Origin of the sequence: Sphingobacteruim zhuxiongii, assembly GCF_009557615.1 — a bacterium.
GTDB classification, from domain to species: domain Bacteria; phylum Bacteroidota; class Bacteroidia; order Sphingobacteriales; family Sphingobacteriaceae; genus Sphingobacterium; species Sphingobacterium zhuxiongii.
In genome coordinates this window covers 2,230,408-2,248,070 of record NZ_CP045652.1, presented here as the reverse complement: position 1 = coordinate 2,248,070, position 17,663 = coordinate 2,230,408, and the positions used below count along the sequence as shown (strand labels likewise).

Below are 17,663 nucleotides of genomic sequence, written 5' to 3'. Positions count from 1 at the left end.
TTCAGAATTATAAGTTGATGTTTAAACCCAATACGAATACGCGATACGCGGAATAGTCAAAGTTTGGTGACTGCGGATCGAGGTCTTTATCCTGTTTATAGAGATAGAATGGGTTTCTAGCACGCGCATAAATATTGAGCGTTTTAAATGGCCCTAATTTTTCTTGGATGGCATAGCCTAGGGATATTTCCTGTACATTGATGTAGCCGCCTTTTCGGATTCCAAATAGATTGGCGCGTTGCTCTACCGCACGGTTTAAATATGGGTATTCGCCATCAGGATTGTCTGGGGTCCAGTAGTTGCCAGCAAGCGCTTGCGGTGCCCAGCGAGTACCATCGTAGAAGATGTTTCCGCCAAGCATACTACTTTCGACCATATGACCAAACTTACCTTCCAAGGCGATGGCTAAGTTGAAACCCTTATAACCAAAACTATTGCGGATAAAACCACCAAATTTTGGAGAGGTTTGTCCCAATACAACGCGGTCATGATCGGCATCAATAATACCATCGGCGTTGACATCTCTTAGTTTTGGATCACCTGGTTTCCGTTGAAATCCTGCTGCGGCATCCTTTTCCTCGGTTTGCCAAATTCCCAATTTATCATAATCATAGTATACGCCGATAGGTTGGCCAATAAACCATTTGTTGCCGACCATATCTTCATCGGTTAATAAGGATACGATCTTCTCTTTGTTTGTATAGAAGTTAAAAGTGGTACTCCAGCTAAACTTATCCGAAACGATGTTATTAGAGGTGATCATGGCCTCAAATCCAGTATTGCTTGTGCTTCCTATGTTTTGGAAGACACTTGCCGGCGAAGAACCGATGCCGTTCGAGCCAGGGCTTTCGGAGCCTGAGAAATCAGGCAGGCTTCGCTTCATCAATAAGTCTGTTGTTGCAGTTTTATAGAATTCAAAGGTTCCTGATATGCGATTTGATAAGAGTCCGAAATCTAAACCGAAGTTATAAGTTCCAGAATACTCCCATCCGAGTTGCTTATTGACTAATCCGCCGAGCTTATAGCCGAAATATGTTTTCTCGCCGAAGTTGTAGGTTGCTTGCATGGTATTCGCCAATGTAGAATACGGCGCGATAGCGGAATTACCTACGACACCGTAACTTGCTCTAAGCTTTAAAGCATTGATAGTTTTCGATTCAAAGAATTCCTCTTGATCGATCACCCATGCTGCGGAAACCGCAGGGAAATAGCCCCATTTATTGCCATCCGCCAAGACAGAAGAACCGTCTGCACGGAAGGAGAAGTTCAAGAGATACTTACTGTCATAGCCATATTGAAAGCGTCCGAGTAAAGAGCCTAGTGTCCATTTCTCATAATCGGAGCCCATTAACAGATTCTGTGTTGCAGAGTTCAGGTTCCAGTCTTCGAGCTCTTCACCTGGGAATCCCTCGCCGGAAGCAAAGAAGCCATTAGTTTTCTGTTGTTGATAGCTGACAACAAAGGTTCCATTGACGCTATGCTTATTAAACTTCTTATCATAACTCAGGATATTATCCCATAAGATACCAGTTCTCGCTTCTTCGGCTTTGCGCGCATAATCCGGGCGACCATAGCGCAGAGTGGTCATGGAGCCATAATATTCGCGGCGCTTTTGCTGTGCCAAATCAAGTCCGAAATTGGATCTGAGTTTAAAGCCATCAAAGAAACTGTATTCCGCATAGAGCACATTGAAACTCTTTACCCAATTATCGTTGTTAATATAAGGTTCCTGATAATTGGCTAAGATATTCCAAGCGGCAGTTTGTTGTACAGAGGGATTCCAAATCATATTGCCCTGTTCATCATATGGGGTTGCTGTGGGGTTCATATACAGCATATTCACATCGGGTGCCCAAAATAGGTTTCTGTCGCTGTTAGACAAGCGGGACGATAAACCAATTTTCAAGGCATCACTAATCCGATGATCTAGGTTTACGCTCAGGTTGTAACGCTTGAAATCATTCGTCTTATAATAACCTTCTTCATCACGGTAACCGGCAAAGATGACCATCTGTGTTTTCTCGGAACCATGGGCAATACTGATATTATGCTCTTGATTCATACTTTGCTTTCTGTACATGAGATCTTGCCAGTCGACGAATTGTCCACTATTGACTATGGCGAGTTCTTTTGCTGCGAAGACATCTTCATTTCTCGGTTCGCCGGATGCCCATCCGTTATTATGGCTAGCACGAAATACATCTCTGCGAAATTGCACATACTCATCCCCTGTCATCATCTTTGGAAAGCGGGCTTTGTTCATCCCGACATAGGTATTGTAGGAGACTGAAGTTGGGGTATTTGCTTTTGCGCGTCGGGTGGATACGAGGACGACACCGTTTGCACCACGACTACCATAGATTGCAGTTGATGCGGCATCTTTTAGTACTTCCATTGATTCGATATCGTTTACAGGAATATCATCAATGGAATTTCTCGGAATACCGTCTACCACATAGAGAGGTTCGTTACTGGCATTGAGGGATCGGTTTCCGCGGATTCGGATTCTGGGTGCTGAACCTGGTGAAGTAACAGCACCAATATCGACACCAGCTATTTTTCCTTGTAGTGCTTCCAGTGGATTGCCTGCTGGGATGGTATTGAGATCTTTAGCATTCACCGAAGCGACTGCACCAGTTAGGTCGCGCTTCTTCATGGCACCATAACCCACGACTACGACTTCTTCAAAGTCTTGGGTATTTGATTCTAGCCGAATGGATATATTATTGTCGGAGGGTCCTATATGTACTTGTTTGGCGTTGTATCCTACATTGCTGATGAGGAGTGTTTTTGCGGCAGCGCTGAGTTGCAATTGGAAGGTTCCATCTTTGGCAGACAAAGTACCCGCTCCAGCAATATCTTTGAGTTTAATGCTGACACCTTCGAGGGGATTGCCTTCGGTATCTAAAATCTTACCGCGGATAAGCCGCTCTTGCGCGAAGGAAAAAAAGCCGATCATCATGAACAAAATAACGATGGGCACTCCTCTAAAGTTAATAGGTTTGTTTCTCATAATAAATTTATATCGGTTATCTGGCTATACCTTGGTGGTAATTCTTTCCAGTGATATAATTTAAGCAATCGTGGTTAAGATGTTGGTTCTGTTGACGGACTAAATCTACGCAATCGATACCGGCAACGATTGCAAAAGAAACGCTACTTGTCTTAATTTTCAGTATATTAGAATAATCAACCAAGAAAATTATGTATAAGCCGATTACGATTAAAGACATTGCTCGTGCTTTAGCAATTTCTCCTTCCACCGTCTCCCGAGCATTAAGCGACAGTTATGAAATTAATGAACTTACGAAAAAGCGTATTCTGGATTACGCAGAAGAGCATAAGTATAAAAGAAATCCTATAGCCTCGAGTTTACGTCATGGGCGTAGCTATTCCATTGGGGTTGTTGTATGTGAAGTTGCGAATAGTTTTTTCTCGCAGGCGATCAATGGTATTGAGTCTGTTGCGTATGCCAAGGGATATCACGTCATTATCTCGCAGAGCCACGATGCCTATGAGCGGGAGGTGATGAATATACAGCATTTAGCGAATCGCTCGGTGGATGGGCTGCTGATTTCGATGTCTGCGGAGACGACCGATTTCTCTCATATTGTTGATTTACATGGACGTGGGTTACCCTTTGTATTTTTCGATCGGATAATCAATGAGTTTGAGACGCATACTGTTACGGTCAATAATCGTGAAGGTGCTCGCAAAGCGACACAATCATTAATTGATAAGGGATTTCGGCATATTGTGCATCTTGCGAATGCTCCGCATCTATCGATAACCGCAGAGCGATTGGAAGGATTTAAAGATGCCCTTAGAGATAATCAGTTACCCTATACCGACTCCCTAGTGCGATACTGTCATCATGGTGGCCGTTTACAAGAAGAGATAGAAGATGCGGTGGCGTATTATGCGAACTTAGATCAGAAAGTCGATGCGATTTTTGTGGCGAGTGATCGTCTAAGTATGGGTTGCATTCAAGCATATCATCAATTGCAGCCCGTAGCACAGCATCCTGCCATTGCGGGCTTTTCTAACTCGGATAGCTTAAACATGTTGCAGCCTGACTTTACCTGTGTACGGCAGCCCGCCTTTGAGATGGGCAGAGCCGCCACAGAGAAATTAATTCAACTCATCGAGAGTCGTTATCCGGTTTATCATTTTGAAAATATCGTTCTAGAAACGGAGATCATTACGCACTAGGACAATAATGCTAGTCTAATTTTGTCTTATAGCCATTGAAACCATAATACACAATAAAAAGATAACAGGCTATTGGTAATAGAAATGCCACAGTCCAGTTGAAGTTATCAATAGCTAGTCCTTGAAGATACGGGATGATAGAACCGCCAACAATAGCCGATGATAACAGTCCAGAAGCCTGTGTAGTTTGGTTTCCTAGACCTTGAACAGAAAGGGAAAAGATAATCGCAAACATAATTGAATTGCAGAAGCCAACAGCGACCATACTGTAGGCTGAAACGACGCCATCGCCTAAGAGTGAGATTGCGATTAAAGCGATCGCCAATAGTGCAACAGACATCAGCACCTTGGCTGCTGACAGGTATTTCAATAAGACAGCACCTAGAATTCTTCCGACAAACATGCTACCCCAATAAATAGAAACATAGATATTCGCTGATTTCTCGGATATGTCTAATACATCGCCAATATAATTGGTTAGGAAGGTTCCAATTGCTACTTCGGCGCCTACGTAGCAAAAAAGTGCAATAATACCGAAGCGCAGGTTTCTATGCTTCCAGATGGAAGTACTTGCTGTTCTGCTATTGGCTTCCTGTGTTTTTATTCTCGGTAGTTTTAATCTGGAAACAATGAAAGCGATCAGTAGTAAAGTAGCACCTATCCCCATATACGGCCATACAACAGCTTCACTGGAATCGGCGCTTTGTTCGAGATTAGCGAGAATAAAGAATGCGCCAAAAATAGGCGCTATCGTCGTTCCTATGGATCCCATTCCCTGAATGAGGCTAAGTCTTGCCGATGCGGTCTTTGGTGAGCCTAGCGCCGTAATATAAGGATTTGCGGCAACCTGCAGCAATACAATACCAATAGCTAGAACAAAGAGTGCCATGAGGAATAAGCTATATTGGTGAAGCAGGGAAGCTGGAAAAAATAGGGCCGCCCCAATAGCCGCAATCGCAAAGCCTAAGACGATGCCATTTTTATAACCAATCTTACCGACGAGCCTTCCGGCAGGAATCGACATCAGACCGTAGGTTAGGAAAAAATAGAATTGTACGAGAGAAGATTGAGCATAATTAAGTTCGAATCCACTTTTGAAAAAAGGAACCAAGGTATCGTTTAAGCAGGTAATAAAACCCATCATAAAGTACAATACCGCCATGGTGATTAAGGCAGGCGTATAGTTTACGTCTGACTGTTCCTCTACAGGATCGACCTGCACGCTTTCTATCGAGAAGTTTGCCATGTTAATTGTTTGTTTTTTCCTGTTTATCAATCAGCTGCTCTAGGGTTTTCCAACATTGATATAATCCCCTTGGTACATGGAAGCAGCCTTTCCATTTGCCACCCTTCAATGTTAATAGGGGTTCTCCTGCCCTATTTAAGTAGCCAAACCATTCGCCGTGTGCTGGGTCTGCAAAGTGTTGCCATGTGTAGGCATGTACTTTCTCAAACCATTCCCAACAACGCTCATCGCCGGTATGTAAATAGCCTTTTAATAAGCATACCAGGGTTTCCATATGTACCCACCAAAGTTTCTGATCCCATTCTAATTGTAAGGGAGGTTTATCATTGATATCTCTAAAATAGAAAATTCCACCGTAAGTATCATCCCATCCGTAGGAAAGTAAAGACAAGGAGATATCCTTAGCTTGGTCAATGAGCTGTTGATTGTTGTTTCTGACGCCAATATCCATGAGAAACCACATGGCTTCGAGTCCGTGTCCGGGGTTCACTAATCGCCCCTCAAAGCAGTCTACAAACTCTCCTTCTATACCTACGTTCTCGAGGATAATATCCAAATCCTTTTTATAGAAGCGGTTTAAGATGGTATCTGTTGTATTAGCAATAGTCTCTTGTACGAGGGTTTTATCGAGCAGATGCTCGACTTCCAAGACGAGGTTCGAAAGAATCATCGGTAAGGAGAATCCTTGCAGGTCTCGAACACCTGCAATCAGTTTATTGTATTGTCCTTTGGCGTTGTCTTTACGCTTTAATATATTTTGAAATGTACGTAGCGCGAGTTCTGCATATTGCTGGTCTTGCGTGGCTTTAAAAAGCTGTCCAAATGCCATGCAGGCAAAGCAGTCAGAAAAGATATTATAGGGTTGCACCAGAGGCTTTCCTTCTTGTGTTAAGGAGAAGTACCAATTCCCTTGGGGATCCATTCCGTTCTTCAACAGGAATTCAGCACCTTGAATTGCACATTTTAACCATTCTTCTTTTTGCTCTACTTCATTGTATAACATGGCAAAGCACCATACTTGTCGGCATTGCAACCAGATAAACTTATCCGTGTCGAATACATTGCCGTCGCGATCTAAGCAGGTAAAGTATCCACCATAGGCTAAGTCCTGGGAGTTATTCAACCAGAATGGTACGACATCATCGAGCAAATTCTGTTTATACTGCTCCGCATACGCTTTAAAATTTTCTATTGTCATTGTTTGTTGTTGGTTGTAAGTTTAAGTTTAGGCAGAATCGTTAAAAGCATCCCTAAGGCTAGGGATGCTGATAACAACAAAACAAATCAATACTATTTCGCGATTAAGCGTTTGTATTCTTTCTTTTCTTTGCGCTTGGCAATTAAATCGGCAAGCATATGGTACAATTCATGATCACGAGGATCTGTTGATTTAATAAGTTTATAGAATGCTGCACTTCCTTGGTAGTACGCAATGGAAGAGACATCAAATACTCCGTTTCTTTTGAATGCATCCACATAGGCGATAAAGCGATTGCGTTTGCTATCCTTTGCACCTGCTAATGCCGATTCATCGAACTCCATTTCCATCCCCATCTTTGCACCACTTGCTAAATCACAAGCTTCTTGTAATCGCGAATCTGGGATCTTCGCATTGAAGAAGTGGTTTGGTTGTTGCCAAGCGAAGTCGAAGCCCATCTCTTTCCATTTGGTATTTCCAGATGCATTCCAGTATGGAATCCAATAGAACTTTAAGCCTTTCGAACGTACATAGTCGCCAACTTCGTTGGTAATACCTTTTCCATCGCGATCATCCTCATCTACCCAATAGAAACCTGTAAACTCAAGGTTTTTAAACTTCTCGTTCTTAAAGCGTGTCATAAAAGCATCGATATACCATTTTATCGCTGACAGTCGGTCTTCCTTCACATTGAAGTCTAAAGCCTTACCATTCAGTTCGCCCCAATCAGTCTGTTTGTGAATAGCTGATGGTAATCCCATCACGACCTTATGCTTCTTAAAGCTTGGTGATCCGATTTCTTTTTTCTTATCGCTAATCAAATCGTTTAAAGCATGGAATGCTGTTGTTTTCTCAAAATGGCGATCCAACAACCAGTTCCACTCGACTTTACGCGCGTTGAGTTTATCGTATCCCGGGGCATAATTGCGCCCCTTACCGTCTTTGAACTCAAGGAAAAGAAATCCATCATACAACCACTTCTGCTTGTTATCCTTATTTGTATAGGATACATAGGGTTCAAAGAGTTCGCGATCCCATTTATACTGCGCTCGATGAACGCCACCATGATAGATGAGAGCGAGGTCTACGATGTCGGTTTTGTTAAACTTCTCTTGGGCATGGGATGAAAGCCCCAAAAATAAACAGATGATAATTAAGATATATTTCATAATAGATTTAGATTACCAACCAGGATTTTGAACCACTAACGGCGCTTTATCAATCTCTGATTGTGGGATAGGGAATAGATTCATTTTATTACTGAATACGCGAGTTTCAAAAGGCACTACACGATAGAATTCTCTGGTTGCAAAGCTATTTGTTGCTGCGGTACCAGCATACACATCCAATCCATAGAATTTACCGCCATCACCTGCTTTACGACGAGGGTTACCATCGTCTGGTGTATTCGATAGCAAACGACGTCGGGTAGTGAAGTAACGGTCTCCTTCGAATGCTAACTCCACTTGTCGCTCCTGAATAATATACTGACGTTGTCTTTCTTTATTGCCTCTAATCTCTGGATAAACAGCGTAAATAGATGGAATACCTGCGCGTTCACGAATCATATCCCAATATTTCTGAATATTCGGATCTGCCGGATTAAATTCATTTAAAGATTCAATATAATTCAATAAGATCGTTGCATAACGGATAAAGGTTTGATGCCTTCCACTGCTGACATATTGACGATCTCTCAAATTACTTAGCGGATCTACGTTCTTCAATACTAAATAGCCTGTTTGTGGATAAAATGTATAGGATCCGGATTGTCTAGAGGTGCCACCAAAGTAGAACTCTACGCGTCCGTAGCCATTCGCTTGCTTTACGGTATTATTATTTGTTGAATAGTAATCACGTTTAACCACATCAGCAGGTAATTGCGGAATCACTCGTTTGTTATAGAGTACCGAAGCATAGAAGCGCGGCTCTCTATCGGCAAACATATTCCAGTCGCCAGGCCAGTGTCCCCAGTTATCACCTGTGCGGATTAGTTCTATCATCTTGGTCCGATCGGCGGTGACATCCAAGTTTGTTGTGTTCCATTTTTCACCTCCAGTAGTCGAGAAACCATCTTCACTATAGCCGGAAGTAGCATCTTCTATTGTTTTTCCATTTTTCATAAAGAAGGCATCAACGGCACGTTGCGTCGGGCCAACACCACCTAAGTTGTTAGGACCAGGCGAAGTATGTATTTCCCACGCATTCACATCTAAGCCAGCCTTACCCCAGATGATTTCACAATTCCATTTTTTGATATGTATATCGCGAACAGATTTGTAGGGATTGAAGACAGCACCGTCGCCATTTTCATTATTCTTATACAAGCGAACATTGGCTGCTGGCGTACTTTCAGCCAGTTGGATGACCTCATTTGCAGCATCTGCAGCACGTTTCCATTTATTCGCATCATAGGTCTGCGATGTCAATGGCGTACCATCTTCATTTTTAAAGTCTGCATACAGTGGATTACCATTCCATTGCGGACTGGCTGCCATCAGCAATACGTCTGCTTTAACCGCTTTTGCAGCAAACTTCGTTGGCTTGCCTAACCATTGTTTATCACTTTGATAGTGCATCGGTAAATCATTGTATGCCTCATCTAAACAGGTTACAATATAGTTCACACAGGCATCGTATGGAGAACGCTTGTAATCGCGCCACGGCTCATCAAGTGGTGCCAGTTTATCGATTAATACCACCGGACCATATTGTCTTAACAATAACCAGTAATAGTAGCCTCTGAGGAATTTAACCTCCGCTTTGTATTGCTTCTTCAAGTCCTCACTTAGTTGAGGATTCATATCGACATTCTGCTCAAAGACATAAGAAGCACGAATAGCTTTATACCAATTTGGCCATTTTAGGTAGAATCCGGAAACAGTAGTCCAGTTCCCTAAGTTGATGTTATAAGTGTTGTAGACATTCCACGTTAGATCGACTTCATCGGATACTCCTAACCAAGGGTCATCCTGATGGAGGTTTTGGGAAGGTATCTGCGAATATACATTGTACAGAAACTTCTCGGTCTCTGCGCGTGTACTCCAAATCATCGCATCGGTTTTCATATCATCGGGTTGCTTCTCCAGGAAGTCAGCACATCCGGTAAGCATTAATATCGGCGCAACAAGCGTTGCTATAGTTATCTTTTTCATAATCTTTGGTTAAAAAGAGGCTCTAAGTCCAAAATTGAATTTACGTTGTAGTGGATAGTTCATTCCTTGATTCGACCCTGTCTCTGGATCCCAAAGTTTCCATGGAGAGAATGTTGCCAGGTTATGAGCTAACACATACAAGCGCATTTTCTTCATCTTCACGCGGTCTAACCAAGCGGCTCTGAAAGTATAGCCGAGTTCAACTTCTGAGAGACGAAGGAAACTTCCATCATATAGTGTTCTAGTGGATGCCTGCCAGTTATTGGCCGAGGTACCATTGAAGATACGTGGGTAAAGTGCGTTAGGATTCGGATTATCTTCTGTCCAGCGATCTAATGCTTCAGCAAAGATGTTTCCCTTACCTACTCCTTGATTAAAAGGAATATAAGAACCGCCTAAAGCATACGACACACGAGATTGTCCACGGAAGAACATCCCCAAGTCAAAGCCCTTGTAATCTACTTGGAATCCGAAGCCGTAGTTAACTTCTGGCAAAGTAGAATAACCGATCGCTGTTTCATCATCAATAGTAATTTGACCGTCACCATTAGTATCTTGGAATTTCACGTCGCCAGGTCTTACCACCCCGAATGTCTGTGTCGGGCTGTTAGCAATTTCCTCCTCACTTCCAAATAGACCTAATGCAACAAGCCCAAACTGTTGGCCATATTTATGTCCAGTACGCATACGATAGGCGTAGTTTTTCTGTGCCTCATCTTGCTCTAAGATTTTATCCTTCGCATAGGTGAAGTTACCGTATACTCTAAATCCACCATTTGTAAGACGTTTATTGACTTCTAACGTTCCATCGACCCCCCGGTTAATCATACGTCCCATATTCGCAAATGGCGCTGAATTGAAGCCTGAGAATACCGGAAGTGATGCTCTTTGCAATAAGATATCCGTTCTTTTCTCATAGAAATAATCGGCTTCAAACTTAACGAGGTCATTCCAAAAGCCTAATTCCAAACCAATGTTCTGTTTTAGTCCTTTCTCCCAAGTCAGGTTCGTCACTCCAATACGGTCTTCGCCCGTGCCAGCATAACCGACCCCTGTTTCGCCAAAGGTATAGCCGCCTAAGCCATTGCCATATACAGAAAGATAACCATAGCGATTGCCATTAGGAAGTGCTTCTGAACCAACCATACCCACAGATCCACGGATCTTAAACAGGTTAATCGTGCTACGCAGATTCTCCCAATAGCTTTCATTGGATAGAATTACGCCGGCAGCGACAGCAGGGAACCAACCAAAGCGTTTCTCTTTCGGGAAGTTTTCCGAGCCATTATAACCGACATTAAACTCGGCGAAGTAGCGTCCATTATAATCATAGGTTGTACGAAGAGCAATACCTTGACGACGGTATGGTAGCGCAAGGATTGAACTTCCCGCATTCCCATCAATATAATCGCGCTGATAGTACATCAACATAGCGGTCACATTGTTTACGCCAAAGGATTTGTTGTAGTTAAACTGCCCTTTGAGCTCCTTAGCACGATTAGTCACCAGATTTCTTGAGTAGTCTAATGTTTGCTGCCCTTGCGTTACTTCTTTGATAATAAGATCGCCTGTTGTATCGTCTCTTCCTTGAATTCCCCATGTTGGCGAAAACTTACGTCTTTGTATCTCTGTCTGATTGTATGCATCAAAAGAGAACGCAAAGCGGAAACTAAGTCCCGGAAGTAGCTGATCGAGCTTCTGATTTACGGAAATCTGACTCATAAACTGATTTCGGAATTCCGTATTGTATCCCGATCCCATCAAACGCTCTACTGGATTGTATTCTCCAACTTGCGTTGGTGCGCCCCAGCCCCAGATTTCATTACCTTCCAGATCGTGTCCAATAGGCAAACGAACAGGATTTGAAATTGGCGTTGCTAGGGATGTCCAATAAAAGAGTGTTTGCGCTGGCGTATAGGTTGCTGAGTAGATTTGACCACCAACTCCAGGCGTATGAAGATCTGTTAAACTACCACTGACTTCCAGACCAATCTCTGTAGTTTTGGTTAGTGATATATCGACATTTGAACGAAAATTATAACGCTCAAGCTTCATGTTTGATTTATATTGGTTATCCGGATTATCCTTGTAGTTTCCCGCCTCATTGATATAACCAAAACCAACAAAATAGCGCGCTACTTCACCCCCACCACGAATACTTAAATTCGCTTGGCTGTTTCTAGAGTACTTTTTATAGATTTCATTATACCAATTGACATTAGGATATAGATAGGGATCGGAGCCATTGCGCACGTTTTCAATATATTCGGGCGAATAGTTTTCACGACCTAAGGCCTCATTGTAAAGCATGGCGTAGTCGGCACCATCAATAAATTTAGGAAGGTTCGGAAGATCCGACGCACCAGTTTCTGCCACGAAATCAATAGCAGGCTTTTGTACCTTTCCACGACGCGTAGTAACGATAACAACACCATTGGCGGCACGTACACCATACACTGCCGTCGCCGAAGCATCCTTTAGAATGGAAACCGATTCAATCTCCTCTACGGATATATCCTGCATATCACGCTCCACACCATCAACCAATATAAGTGGCGAGCGATTCGCACTAAACGTAGAGATTCCGCGAATCCAAATACCCCCGTTATCACGGCCTAATTCGCCGGAGCGTTGTACAACAACAGCACCGGCCATCTTTCCCGCTAATGCATTCGTTAATGAACGCGAAGGAACTTGCAGATCTTCCATCTTCACGGTAGAAATCGCACCAATAACGCTAGCCTTTTTCTGTTTACCCATACCCACGACCACCAGCTCATCTAGCGCAGAGATATCCTCTGCTAACACAACATCGACGGTTGTACGGCCGGATATTTCCACCGTTTGATCTTTGTAGCCCACAAATGAAAAACGTAATTGTCCCTGTCCGCCAGCAGCAATGGCGTACGATCCTCGTGCATCTGTAGATACAGAGGCACCTCCAGAAACTAGGGAAACGCTGACTCCCTCCAGTGGAGTACCTTTTTCGTTCAATACACGACCACTGACAAGCTGTTGGACTTCCAGTACGGATCGATTCAAGGGCATGGCTTGGGATGGATGAAAAGTAGCCAGGCTGATAACGCCTAACGAGATAAGTACCTTCATGCGATCCGCTATCCAATACTTAGAATTAGAGTAGTAACACATAATTTAGTTTTTTTGTTAATTAGTTAAATCGACTCAATTAGATTTGAATCTTTGATAATTTGGTTGATGTTTATAAAGATTAATAGATAATCTATTCTAAACTTATGATTAATTTTAATAAATAGTAATAGATTAAAAATATATTTTAATATATAGCCATTAATAAAACCTTTCTTGTTGAAAATCAAAGCTATAGCAAACGTAACATTTCCATCGACATAATATGCTTGACATACAGCGAATTACACATTATAAAATTCCTACGTCCAACAAACTGAGGTTTTATGTGTTTAATCATAAAATAAGTTTACATGAGTTAACACTCGTAATAAGTAAAACATTAATTATTATTAAACACAGTGAAATAGCAATTTGATATGATCAAAGCAGAAAACGACCCTAAAATTATTAAAGAGATCCAGGCATTTTTAAAGGAGCTTAATAGCGGCGATGGCAAACCTATGGAAGAAATGCAAGCCGAAGAGGCACGCAAGGTGTTAGAGGGTGCCCAGCAATCGGTGAAAGTTGATGTTTCCGGTATAACTGAGAAAACCTTCGAGATTAATAAAAATGGCCACGAGGTAAAATGTATATTGATTAAACCAGAAAATAAAGAAGCGGAAGTCTTACCCGTATTTATCTTTATTCATGGGGGCGGTTGGATACTTGGCGACTACCCTACCCATAAACGTTTAGTTCGTGATCTCGTTGTACATTCAGGTGCAGCAGCTGTCTTTGTAGATTATTCGCGCTCTCCGGAGGTAAAATATCCTACAGCAATTGAAGAGATTTATACAGCTACAGAGTGGGTCGCCGCAAATGGAGAAGAAATTGGTGTGGATGGCAAGAACCTAGCAATTGCTGGCAATAGTGTTGGAGGCAATATGACGGCGGTAACCTGTCTGATGGCAAAGGATAAGAAAGGTCCTGAGATAAAGTTTCAGCTGTTGTTATGGCCAGTAACGGACGCGAATTTCAATCGAGACTCTTGGAAAGAATATGCTGACGGTCGTTTTCTGACAGCAAATATGATGAAATGGATGTGGGATAATTACCTGCCAGATGTAGAAAAAAGAAAAGAATACTATGCGACGCCGTTCAATGCGCCACTTGATAAACTCAGAGGGCTACCGCCAGCTCTCGTTCATTTGGCGGAGAATGATATCTTATTCGATGAAGGACTAGCTTACGCTCGAAAACTCGATGAGGCAGGTGTATCAACCTGCATTCAGACGTTCAATGGATTTATACATGATTACGGCCTCTTAAATCCGCTTAATCATATTGCAGCTGTGCAGTTCGCTACGCAGCAAGCAGCATTAGGATTGAAAGATGCGCTCTTTAAATAAGAAATAGCAGTTCAATTTCAATTTAGAAAACCGGTATCTCAGTTATTCCCCTAAAGGTTTATTGAAATACTGGTTTTTTATTTTCAAAAGAGAATTTCGGCATTTAAGGAAGAGTCGAAGCTCCTACACTTATGGAATTCGCAAGTTTTTATCATCATAAGCATATAAACCCATATGATTATGAAAATGAAATTAATCCTCACCCTCTTTATTGCGGTACAACTGCTAATCGCCAATGCGCAAGACAGCACAAAAATTACGATCCCGAACTTTCAGGATAAGTACAGTGAGTATGTCACCAAGTTAGAAGCAGGCGATACAGATATCGATTACCAGGACTTCCGATTTTCTTTTATCGAAAGTGAGCAATTTATCCTAGCAACCAAACAAATTGTCTTGCAAAATCAACTTAAAACAGAAATGTATCAGGAATATCACAATGAGAATTATCAGGAAGCAATGAAGCTTGCCAAACAAATTCTCAGTTTTGATTACACCAGTCTAGATGCACACAAAATATTAAGGCATTGCTATCAGGATCAGGACGATAAAGATAATTTTGAAAAATATCTAAACATACAATTGGGGCTTTTTCAGTCGATCATCACCAGTGGTGATGGAAGATCCTGTGCAACTGGATGGAAAGTGATTCAAGTGTCCGAAGAGTATTTTGTTTTACATATCCTCAAAGCCAACAAAGAAAAGCAAAGTTTAGTAACAGAAGGCGGTTTATGCGATCAATTGGACGTCGTAATGGAAGACGGAACGAAAAGAACATTCTATTTTGATGTCTCCAAGGTCTTTGAAGGCTATAAAAAGTTAAAGATGTAGTCACACCTGTAAATTATACGACAATGTTAAGCATTTTAGAATTTCCTTTTTGAATAATGAATGCGTTGAAGTCGCCAATATCAAAATCCCGTAAGTAGTATTCGCCGCTTTAGCAACTGCAAAAGCGGCATTATTTTAACCGGCAGTGATCCAAACTAAATCAACAAAATATTGTTATTACCTTACTTAACTATTTAACCACAAATCTATGCTGACTAACATCCATCCAAAAATTCCTTCGCGCGATATCGCAATTAGTAAAGCTTTCTACAGCAACCAACTTGGTTTCCGTCAACTTGGCGCTGTCTACGATGGTTACCTGATGCTGAGCAAAGATCAGATTGAGCTGCATTTGTTCGAATTTAAAGCCCTCAATCCCAAAGAGAACTACGGAATGATCTATATCCGTACCAATGATATTGACGGTCTTTATGCCGAATACATTAACAATAAAGTGGCTATTCACCCTAATGCGCCATTACAGCAAAAACCCTGGGGAAAGGAGTTTTCTATTCTCGATCCCGACAGCAACTTAATTACTTTTGGAGGCAATTAAGCAAACAAAACGCTGCTACATAAACGTAAAATCTTATATTCGAATTGGAAAAGCGAAGGGATGCTATATGCAGCATTGAATAATCGCTTATCCTATAATAGAAGAGCGAATATATATGACGAAAGCAGGAACTACCTACCGCTTCATTCAATACTTCATAGCCCTAATCTGGTTGCTTAACGGTCTGTTCTGCAAAATACTAAACCTTACCCCTCGGCATCAAGAGATTGTAGAACGCATTCTCGGTGATTCCTATGGCCGCCCACTTACTATTTTGATTGGAATGTCGGAGCTTGTCATGGTGGTCTGGATACTCAGCCGATGGCGATCCAAGCTATGTGCCATATTGCAAATCCTTGTGATTGGCAGCATGAACATCATCGAATTCTCCCTAGCATCGGATCTCTTACTATGGGGGCATTTCAATATCGTCTTTGCCTTCGCCTTTATGACCTTAATCTATTATAATGAGTTTAAGTTAAAACCGAAAAACTTATGAATCGCTTAAAAGAACATCCTTTCGCTGTGGAAGCATTCTTTGAGCGTTCCCTTGTATTGACCTTTGCGGTACCTAAAGAAGAAGTAGCCGCGCTAATTCCGCCCTGCTTAAGCTTAGATACCCATCAGGATCAATGGGCATTTATTGCCGTGGCAATGGTGCAAACCAAAAATCTACGCCCAAAGGGATTTCCAAAAATAATGGGAAGCGACTTCTTTCTAGTTGGCTATCGAGTCTTCGTGCGCTATACCAATGCGCAAGGGAAGCGCCTGCGGGGGCTATACATTCTGAAATCAGAAACTGATAGTCGCAGGATGACGTTCTTTGGCAACTTGTTTACCGAATATCGGTATACAACAACGGATATACAGCAGCAAAGCACCACGAGCAGCGAAACGATTTCCTCCAGTAAATCGCAGTTTCAAGTCAAGATCCGTAAAACTGCTGACGAGGTAGCATTACCCGAGGGATCGGTCTTTCAAGATTGGAAGGAAGCTCGACGATTTGCTGGTCCGCTGCCTTTTACCTTTACCTATGATGCAGACAGCAAAAAGGTACTCATCATCGAAGGCCTTCGCGAAGATTGGGTTCCAAAACCCGTAGATGTAGAATCCTTCAATTTTAACTTCTTAGACACACTCGGATTAAGCTTCTATAAACTAGCAAACGCATTTGCTATATACAATATACCCTACCATTGGAAGAAAGGAAAGGTCGAACAATGGAAATAAAGAGAAGTCGCTTTCAAGGCGTTAGCAATATATTGCGCTTTAATTGGCATTTCTATGTGCTGGCCATCCTGCTCTTTATCGTCGTCCTGATGATCCTTCCCTATTTCAGCGAAGACCTCCAAAGGATTGCCTTTCTAGGACTTGGACTCGCCAGCTTCAGCATCCTGAGTTCCCTCCTCATCTCCTACTATATTTATGATTACTCCGATTTATACCAGTTAAATTGGATCCAAAACTTGGCTGCAACAAAAATATTAAACGTAAATGCCGGATTTGATGAAACAAGCGAATTACTACGTCGCAAATTCCCCGATGCCGTAGTTTATGCAGCAGACTTCTACGATCCAAAAAAACATACCGAGGTATCTATAAAACGCGCTCGAAAGCGATACCCTGCGCCAGCTGACACGATTAGTGTCAACAGCAGTGACTTACCCTTTAAGACCGAAACATTCGATTTGATTTGCTGCATCTTCGCCGCCCATGAAATTCGTGATCCGCAGGAAAGAGTCTTATTTCTAAAGGAGCTTGCCTGTACATTGACTACGGATGGGAGCATCATGATCACGGAACATCTTCGCGACTTGAATAATTTCCTTGCCTTCCAAATTGGTTTTTTCCATTTTTACAGCGATGGCTGCTGGCGTCGTATATTTAAGGAAGCGGGATTAAGAATCGTTGCCCATCGAAAAATCAATCCTTTCATCATCAGCTATAGTCTAAAGAAATAATCTAC

The 17,663-nt window shown here is 42.1% G+C and carries 13 protein-coding genes; 7 read left to right on the top strand and 6 right to left on the bottom strand.

Features of this window, described 5'->3' with window-relative positions; genetic code table 11:
• Positions 1-7 precede the first annotated feature (7 nt).
• On the bottom strand, positions 8-3,013 hold the full coding sequence (locus GFH32_RS09615) for a SusC/RagA family TonB-linked outer membrane protein (protein ID WP_153511408.1): 3,006 nt from the start codon (positions 3,011-3,013) through the stop codon (positions 8-10).
• Positions 3,014-3,204: 191 nt separating this feature from the next.
• Here GFH32_RS09615 and GFH32_RS09610 point away from each other — a divergent pair, with 191 nt between their 5' ends.
• Complete coding sequence (locus GFH32_RS09610) at positions 3,205-4,212, top strand: LacI family DNA-binding transcriptional regulator (RefSeq protein WP_153511407.1); 1,008 nt, start codon at positions 3,205-3,207, stop codon at positions 4,210-4,212.
• 10 nt (positions 4,213-4,222) lie between these two features.
• On the opposite strand, the gene GFH32_RS09605 is transcribed toward GFH32_RS09610, so the two are convergent.
• From GFH32_RS09605 to GFH32_RS09585, 5 genes are all read right to left on the bottom strand, one after another.
• Entirely contained in the window at positions 4,223-5,458 is a 1,236-nt protein-coding gene (locus GFH32_RS09605; RefSeq protein WP_153511406.1) for a sugar MFS transporter, read from the bottom strand.
• A gap of 1 nt (position 5,459) precedes the next feature.
• Positions 5,460-6,656, bottom strand: coding sequence for a n-acyl-d-glucosamine 2-epimerase (locus GFH32_RS09600; RefSeq protein WP_153511405.1), 1,197 nt, complete (start codon positions 6,654-6,656; stop codon positions 5,460-5,462).
• A gap of 92 nt (positions 6,657-6,748) precedes the next feature.
• Positions 6,749-7,825, bottom strand: a complete 1,077-nt coding sequence (locus tag GFH32_RS09595; protein ID WP_153511404.1) for a DUF4855 domain-containing protein — start codon at positions 7,823-7,825, stop codon at positions 6,749-6,751.
• Between the two features lie 12 nt (positions 7,826-7,837).
• Positions 7,838-9,811 carry a RagB/SusD family nutrient uptake outer membrane protein gene (locus GFH32_RS09590; protein WP_153511403.1) on the bottom strand — a complete coding sequence of 658 codons (1,974 nt, stop codon included), beginning with the start codon at positions 9,809-9,811 and terminating at the stop codon, positions 7,838-7,840.
• Positions 9,812-9,820: 9 nt separating this feature from the next.
• Entirely contained in the window at positions 9,821-12,919 is a 3,099-nt protein-coding gene (locus tag GFH32_RS09585; RefSeq protein WP_160366858.1) for a SusC/RagA family TonB-linked outer membrane protein, read from the bottom strand.
• Between the two features lie 419 nt (positions 12,920-13,338).
• Here GFH32_RS09585 and GFH32_RS09580 point away from each other — a divergent pair, with 419 nt between their 5' ends.
• The 6 genes from GFH32_RS09580 to GFH32_RS09555 all read left to right on the top strand — a co-directional run bounded on the left by GFH32_RS09580 (position 13,339) and on the right by GFH32_RS09555 (position 17,658).
• Positions 13,339-14,310, top strand: a complete 972-nt coding sequence (locus GFH32_RS09580) for an alpha/beta hydrolase (RefSeq protein WP_153511401.1) — start codon at positions 13,339-13,341, stop codon at positions 14,308-14,310.
• A 180-nt stretch (positions 14,311-14,490) separates the two neighbouring features.
• The gene (locus GFH32_RS09575; protein ID WP_160366857.1) at positions 14,491-15,141 is read left to right on the top strand and encodes a DUF4919 domain-containing protein; all 651 of its coding nucleotides are present in this window, start codon (positions 14,491-14,493) and stop codon (positions 15,139-15,141) included.
• 208 nt (positions 15,142-15,349) lie between these two features.
• Positions 15,350-15,697, top strand: a complete 348-nt coding sequence (locus GFH32_RS09570) for a bleomycin resistance protein (RefSeq protein WP_153511399.1) — start codon at positions 15,350-15,352, stop codon at positions 15,695-15,697.
• 115 nt (positions 15,698-15,812) lie between these two features.
• Positions 15,813-16,196, top strand: a complete 384-nt coding sequence (locus tag GFH32_RS09565) for a DoxX-like family protein (RefSeq protein ID WP_153511398.1) — start codon at positions 15,813-15,815, stop codon at positions 16,194-16,196.
• Positions 16,193-16,927: a DUF2071 domain-containing protein gene (locus GFH32_RS09560; RefSeq protein ID WP_153511397.1), complete on the top strand. Its 735-nt coding sequence runs from the start codon at positions 16,193-16,195 to the stop codon at positions 16,925-16,927. Before GFH32_RS09565 ends, GFH32_RS09560 begins: the two co-directional genes overlap by 4 nt.
• Positions 16,918-17,658 (top strand): class I SAM-dependent methyltransferase, encoded by a 741-nt coding sequence (locus tag GFH32_RS09555; protein WP_153511396.1) that lies wholly within the window; start codon positions 16,918-16,920, stop codon positions 17,656-17,658. The genes GFH32_RS09560 and GFH32_RS09555 overlap by 10 nt, the downstream gene beginning before the upstream one ends.
• Positions 17,659-17,663 lie beyond the last annotated feature (5 nt).

Bases quoted from the DNA above. Each gene is read 5' to 3' on its own strand.
- GFH32_RS09610 (WP_153511407.1), top strand. From the start codon at position 3,205: ATGTATAAGCCGATTACGATTAAAGACATTGCTCGTGCTTTAGCAATT.
- GFH32_RS09570 (WP_153511399.1), top strand. From the start codon at position 15,350: ATGCTGACTAACATCCATCCAAAAATTCCTTCGCGCGATATCGCAATT.
- GFH32_RS09560 (WP_153511397.1), top strand. From the start codon at position 16,193: ATGAATCGCTTAAAAGAACATCCTTTCGCTGTGGAAGCATTCTTTGAG.
- GFH32_RS09575 (WP_160366857.1), top strand. From the start codon at position 14,491: ATGAAAATGAAATTAATCCTCACCCTCTTTATTGCGGTACAACTGCTA.
- GFH32_RS09605 (WP_153511406.1), bottom strand. From the start codon at position 5,458: ATGGCAAACTTCTCGATAGAAAGCGTGCAGGTCGATCCTGTAGAGGAA.
- GFH32_RS09585 (WP_160366858.1), bottom strand. From the start codon at position 12,919: ATGAAGGTACTTATCTCGTTAGGCGTTATCAGCCTGGCTACTTTTCAT.
- GFH32_RS09555 (WP_153511396.1), top strand. From the start codon at position 16,918: ATGGAAATAAAGAGAAGTCGCTTTCAAGGCGTTAGCAATATATTGCGC.
- GFH32_RS09595 (WP_153511404.1), bottom strand. From the start codon at position 7,825: ATGAAATATATCTTAATTATCATCTGTTTATTTTTGGGGCTTTCATCC.
- GFH32_RS09565 (WP_153511398.1), top strand. From the start codon at position 15,813: ATGACGAAAGCAGGAACTACCTACCGCTTCATTCAATACTTCATAGCC.
- GFH32_RS09615 (WP_153511408.1), bottom strand. From the start codon at position 3,013: ATGAGAAACAAACCTATTAACTTTAGAGGAGTGCCCATCGTTATTTTG.
- GFH32_RS09600 (WP_153511405.1), bottom strand. From the start codon at position 6,656: ATGACAATAGAAAATTTTAAAGCGTATGCGGAGCAGTATAAACAGAAT.
- GFH32_RS09590 (WP_153511403.1), bottom strand. From the start codon at position 9,811: ATGAAAAAGATAACTATAGCAACGCTTGTTGCGCCGATATTAATGCTT.
- GFH32_RS09580 (WP_153511401.1), top strand. From the start codon at position 13,339: ATGATCAAAGCAGAAAACGACCCTAAAATTATTAAAGAGATCCAGGCA.